The following is a 6,237-nucleotide window of genomic DNA, read 5'->3' as shown; positions in this document are numbered from 1 at the left end:
TTGAACACTCAAAACTAAACGAATTATCAACGTATTCCTTATCCTTAGAAAGGAGGTGATCCAGCCGCACCTTCCGATACGGCTACCTTGTTACGACTTCACCCCAATCATCTGTCCCACCGTGACCGGCTCCCTCCTAAAAGGTTAGGCCACCGTCTTCGGGTGTTACAAACTCTCGTGGTGTGACGGGCGGTGTGTACAAGACCCGGGAACGTATTCACCGCGACATTCTGATTCGCGATTACTAGCGATTCCAGCTTCATGTAGTCGAGTTGCAGACTACAATCCGAACTGAGAATAGTTTTGTGAGGTTTGCTTACTCTCGCGAGCTCGCTTCTCTTTGTTCCTATCCATTGTAGCACGTGTGTAGCCCAAGTCATAAGGGGCATGATGATTTGACGTCATCCCCACCTTCCTCCAGTTTATCACTGGCAGTCTATCTAGAGTCCCCATCTTACTGCTGGCAACTAGATATAAGGGTTGCGCTCGTTGCGGGACTTAACCCAACATCTCACGACACGAGCTGACGACAACCATGCACCACCTGTATCTGTGTCTAACCAAAGGTCAGAACAACACAATCTCTTGTGTCCTCACAGTATGTCAAGACTTGGTAAGGTTCTTCGCGTTGCTTCGAATTAAACCACATGCTCCACCGCTTGTGCGGGTCCCCGTCAATTCCTTTGAGTTTCAACCTTGCGGTCGTACTCCCCAGGCGGAGTGCTTAATGCGTTAGCTGCAGCACTGATCTCTTATGAGACCAACACTTAGCACTCATCGTTTACGGCGTGGACTACCAGGGTATCTAATCCTGTTTGCTCCCCACGCTTTCGCGCCTCAGTGTCAGTTACAGGCCAAAAAGCCGCCTTCGCCACTGGTGTTCCTCCTAATCTCTACGCATTTCACCGCTACACTAGGAATTCCACTTTTCTCTCCTGCACTCAAGTTTAACAGTTTCCAATGACCCTCCACGGTTGAGCCGTGGGCTTTCACATCAGACTTATTAAACCACCTGCGCGCGCTTTACGCCCAATAATTCCGGACAACGCTTGCCACCTACGTATTACCGCGGCTGCTGGCACGTAGTTAGCCGTGGCTTTCTGGTTAGGTACCGTCTCTACTATGTATAGTTACTACATAATCATTCTTCCCTAACAACAGAGCTTTACGAACCGAAATCCTTCTTCACTCACGCGGCGTTGCTCCGTCAGGCTTTCGCCCATTGCGGAAGATTCCCTACTGCTGCCTCCCGTAGGAGTCTGGGCCGTGTCTCAGTCCCAGTGTGGCCGATCACCCTCTCAGGTCGGCTATGCATCGTCGCCTTGGTAGGCCTTTACCCCACCAACTAGCTAATGCACCGCAAAGCCATCTCATAGTGTTAGCAAAACCAACTTTCAAACATCAACCATGCAGTTAATGCTGTTATCCGGTATTAGCTATCGTTTCCAATAGTTGTCCCAGTCTATGAGGCAGGTTCTTTACGTGTTACTCACCCGTTCGCCGCTAAGTTTTTCTAGTGCAAGCACCAGAAAAACTTCGCTCGACTTGCATGTATTAGGCACGCCGCCAGCGTTCGTCCTGAGCCAGGATCAAACTCTCCAAATAAATTTGTTAGCTTGATTAGCTCATTAAAAAGTTTTATAGTTTCTTTTTAAAACTGTCCTTTTTTGGAATTAACGTTGACTTAATTCGTTTAGTTTTCAATGTTCAAAATAATGGAGCGGGTGATGAGAATCGAACTCACAACATCAGTTTGGAAGACTGAGGTTTTACCACTAAACTACACCCGCGTTATTAAATTTTAATCTTCAGTGTTTCTTCAACACTTAAATTATTTTATCATTTTTAGAAGTCTTTGTCAAGAACTTTTTTTAGTTTTTTAAAAAAGTTTTTTTGAAGTTTTTTACTTCTTCTTGAAGACTTATTTAGTTTATCATCTTTCCTGTTCTTTGTCAAGAGTTTTTTTAAAAAACTTAACATTTATTTTGAAAAGAGTTTTGATTGTTCGTCTTCTCTATCAGAAGACTTTTATTATTCTATCATCACTTTTACATTATGTCAATAGAAAATGAAAAAAAAGTTTAGAAAATTTCTTTTTTTCTATTTCTAAACTTTTTCTTCTATAAGATATGATTTTTTTACTTTTATTTTGTTGTTTGTCTGTGCACTATTCTGTACGGTAAATTCATTTCTTTTTCTTGAGCTTTCAATTCAGCTAACTCTTCTTCATCAATTTCTTCACCTTTACGCTTAGCTTTTTCTATATCTATTATTTTAGTTAGCACACGCATTGATACTGCTCCTATATCAAAAATTGGTTGGAATACAGATGAAATTTTAGGTCTTGTCATATTTATTAGTTTTGTATTTTCTAATGATATGATTTGTAAGTCTGCTGGTATACTCATTCCTAAATCTAGTGCCTGTTGCATTGTCGCTAATGCCACTTCATCAAACATTGTAATTACTACTTCTGATTCAATATTACTTAATGCTTTATATAATTTACTGCTTTCTTTATATGTTCTATAGCCATCTATTATGTTTTGTGGTTTGAATTCTACTTTTTCAGAGGCTAATGCTTCTTTGTATCCTTTAATTAATCTTTGAGTTTTTTGACTCTCATATTTATCTATTACTAATGAAATATTTTTAGAACCTCTAGATAAGAATTCTTTTGTTACATCGTATGCTGCTTTTTCATAATCAATGTTTACAGAATAAAATTCTGAATCTGTTCCAAGATTTCCAGCTAATACTACCGGAATTTGGATATCTTGTAAATAATTTTTAGAACTATCTGATAATGAATGACCTAAATAAATAATTCCATCTACTTGTTTACTTACAAATGAAGCAAATATATTTTTTTCAATTTCTTGATTATCACATGAATTAGCCAAGATTATGTTGTATTTATACATATTAGCTACTGATTCAATTCCACTTACGATTTCTGCAGAAGATAAGTCTGCTATATCTGGTAATACTATACCTATTGTTGTTGTTTTTTTACTAGCAAGTCCTCTGGCAACAGCGTTAGGTGTATATCTTAATTTTTTTATAACCTCTTGGACACGTAGTCTTGTATCTTCTTTTACATTAGGATTATTATTAACAACCCTTGATACTGTGGCCATCGATACTTTTGCTTCTTTTGCTACGTCATATATCGTTATTGTCATAGTCTTTCTCCTCTACTTTTTTATTTTAAATTTTTTATTGATAACTTTTAAAACCTTTTCATCCCAATATATTGTACCAAATTTTTTACTATAAGTCTAGTATTTGAAACTAAAATTATTTATATTTTTTTCTTTTCAAAAAACGTTTACTTATCTTTAGATATAGTATTTCTTTTTTATGTTATTTTAAAAAAAGAAGAATTAAATTCCCTCTTAAATTTAAGGATTGAATCTAATTCTTCTATAATATTTTTATTACCTATATTATGCTTCTAAAGCTGCGTATGCTTTTTCTAAAGTTTCTTTTAGAACTTTAGCTGAATGTTGCATTTTAGCTGTTTCTTCTTCAGTTAAATCTAATTCTACTACTTCACGAACACCTTCGCGTCCAACGATAGCTGGAGTTCCGATATATAATCCATCGATTCCATAGTGTCCATCACAGTATCCACTTACTGCAAGCTCAACGTTTTCGTCACGTAAGATAGCTTTAACGATTGTGAATAAAGCAAGACCGATTGCATAGTAAGTAGCTCGTTTACGGTTAATTACTTCATATGCAGCACGCATAACTTTTTCTTCTACATCAGCGAAATCTTCTTTAGTGTATTTAGAAGTTTCTAAGAATTTATCGAATTGTTTTCCATAAACATTTACATTACTCCATGCAGCAAGTTGAGTATCTCCATGTTCTCCAATGATATATCCACGAACACTGCTTGGTGCTAATCCTAATTTATCTCCTAAGATGTAACGGAATCTTGAAGAGTCAAGAGTAGTTCCTGATCCAACGATTTTGTTTCTTGGGAATCCAGTGAATTTTTGTAAAGCGTTAGTTAATACGTCTACTGGGTTAGATGCAATAACGATAACTCCATCAAATCCAGAAGCTACGATTTGCTCAGACATATCTTTAACAACTTTCATGTTTTTGTCAACTAGGTCAAGACGAGTTTCACCTGGTTTTTGTGGAAGACCTCCCGCAATTACGATAACGTCTGCATCCGCACATTGTTCATATCCACCTGAAGTTACTTTAATAGGTGGTACTAATGCTCCACCATGGTTAAGGTCCATTGCTTCACCTTCAGCTTTTTCAGCGAAGAAGTCGATTAATCCTAGTTCTTCACAAAGTCCGCTTGAATATAATTGATAAGCAAAGCTCATCCCTACCATTCCTGCTCCTATTAATACAACTTTTCTGTTTTTCGCTTTCATAAGAAAACCTCCATATAATTTATATATTTTTAGATATTTTTAAAGTAATTATTTTTTACTATTTTATTTTTATGAGATAGAACACTACTAAAATCCCTATTAAAGTATAAATATCTCATTTCCCTTAGAATTATATCATAGTATTGTAAAAAAAGAAAGTGTTTTTATTCCTTTAAATTATACTATCTTGTTATTAATCTAAAGAAATTTCCATATATTTTTTCCAATTTATTAAGTATTATTTCAATATTTTATAAAACGTTTTCTTTTTATAGTCTTTAATTTTGCTTATACTTATATTATAAGATAATTTTTTAATTTTATTTTATTTTTTAAATTAATTTATTATTTTTATTAAATTTCTCATTCTTGTACTATTAATTTTTTATTTTCTGTATTTACTTGTGATTTACATATAATATTAGATTATACATATCAATTTTTCTCTGTTTTATATAGCGATGTTTATTTGTTTCTTTAGTACAGTACCTTTATAAAAGTTTTAATAAAAAAGTAGCTAAAACATTTCTATTTTTCATTTGAAATAGATGTTTAGCTACTTTCATTTTATTTTTCTATTATATTTCCTTTAGAACTACAGTGAATTAATGTCACAAGTAATACTGCCGATGTCGCTATTAAGACATATAGTGCTTTATTCCAATCCGAGATATCTCTAATATATCCTAATAATGGTGGGAATATTGCTGCTAATAAATATCCTCCTGATTGTGCTAATCCTGAAATATCAGCCGCTTCACTTTCATTTCTTGATTTAGCTGAGAATAGATACATAACATATGAGAATGATCCTCCTCCAGCTAACGCGAAGATAACTATAAATATTAACATTAATACAAAGTTTCCGCTTGTATAAAGCATTCCGATAAGCGACACTATGTATCCTATCGTAATTACAGTTGGAATAATTAATTTATTGTGTAATTTATCCGCCAAAATCGGTACTATAAATGTCGATGGGAATTGTGCGAATTGACTTATTGATAATAATAATCCTGCTGTTTCAGGTGAGAAATCCTTACTAATCATAATTTCCGCGAACCACGAAACACTACAATAGAATAATGCAGATTGTAATCCCATACTCAACATAATCGTCCACATTTTAGAATGTTTAAAATATCCATGTACTTTTTCATGAGTATCTTTAACATCACTTACTACATTGTTTTTCGACAGCGCTGCGTAGATAAAGATATTGATAATTGCAATTGCAATCCAAATATTAACCGCAAGTCCTGTTGAGAATTTCTCTCCACCAATATTTGTACTTAACAATGGATAACTTATACCCGCTGCAACCGCAGCCCCTACATTCATAACAACTGCATAAAAACCAGTCATAACCCCTAGTTTTTCTGGGTAATATTTCTTAACTAATCCCGGTAATAATACATTACCTACTGTTATTCCTACTCCTACGATAAATGTCGTAAAGAAGAATACATATGTATTAATGTAAAATCTAAATCCTAAACCTACCGTTATAATAACCGCAGCTAATAATATCGTCTTTTCTAAGCCTACTTTATTTGATAATTTTGCTACCATTGGACTGAATATTGCAAATGCAATTAATGGTATTGTTGTGATAAATCCAGCAACCGTGTTGTTAATATCTAAAATAGATTTTAATGGTCCTACGATTGCGCCTACTGCTGTAATAGGTGTTCTAAGAATAAGTCCTAAAAAGACAACACCTAGTAAAATTAAAATACTACTCTTTTTATTTGTCATTGTTCCTCCTAATTTAACCTTGAAAAGGGAGTAACTCAAAAATACTGATTCTATATAAATCATATTTACAAAGTCA

At 34.5% G+C, this 6,237-nt stretch carries 3 protein-coding genes, 1 tRNA gene and 1 rRNA gene; all 5 read right to left on the bottom strand.

Annotated elements, in window-relative coordinates; genetic code table 11:
- Positions 1-48: 48 nt before the first annotated feature.
- The 5 genes from ACWOBP_RS03780 to ACWOBP_RS03760 all read right to left on the bottom strand — a co-directional run bounded on the left by ACWOBP_RS03780 (position 49) and on the right by ACWOBP_RS03760 (position 6,161).
- Positions 49-1,605 (bottom strand): 16S ribosomal RNA (locus ACWOBP_RS03780).
- Positions 1,606-1,716: 111 nt separating this feature from the next.
- Positions 1,717-1,790: transfer RNA gene (locus ACWOBP_RS03775), tRNA-Gly, on the bottom strand.
- Positions 1,791-2,144: 354 nt separating this feature from the next.
- Entirely contained in the window at positions 2,145-3,185 is a 1,041-nt protein-coding gene (locus ACWOBP_RS03770; protein WP_455337518.1) for a LacI family DNA-binding transcriptional regulator, read from the bottom strand.
- 264 nt (positions 3,186-3,449) lie between these two features.
- Positions 3,450-4,403 (bottom strand): L-lactate dehydrogenase, encoded by a 954-nt coding sequence (locus ACWOBP_RS03765; RefSeq protein WP_455337517.1) that lies wholly within the window; start codon positions 4,401-4,403, stop codon positions 3,450-3,452.
- Positions 4,404-4,970: 567 nt separating this feature from the next.
- The gene (locus ACWOBP_RS03760; RefSeq protein WP_455337516.1) at positions 4,971-6,161 is read right to left on the bottom strand and encodes an MFS transporter; all 1,191 of its coding nucleotides are present in this window, start codon (positions 6,159-6,161) and stop codon (positions 4,971-4,973) included.
- Positions 6,162-6,237 lie beyond the last annotated feature (76 nt).

It is taken from the genome of Gemella parahaemolysans, assembly GCF_053758945.1.
The sequence above is the reverse complement of the archived record's forward strand: the minus strand, read 5'-3'. Positions and strand labels throughout refer to the sequence as shown.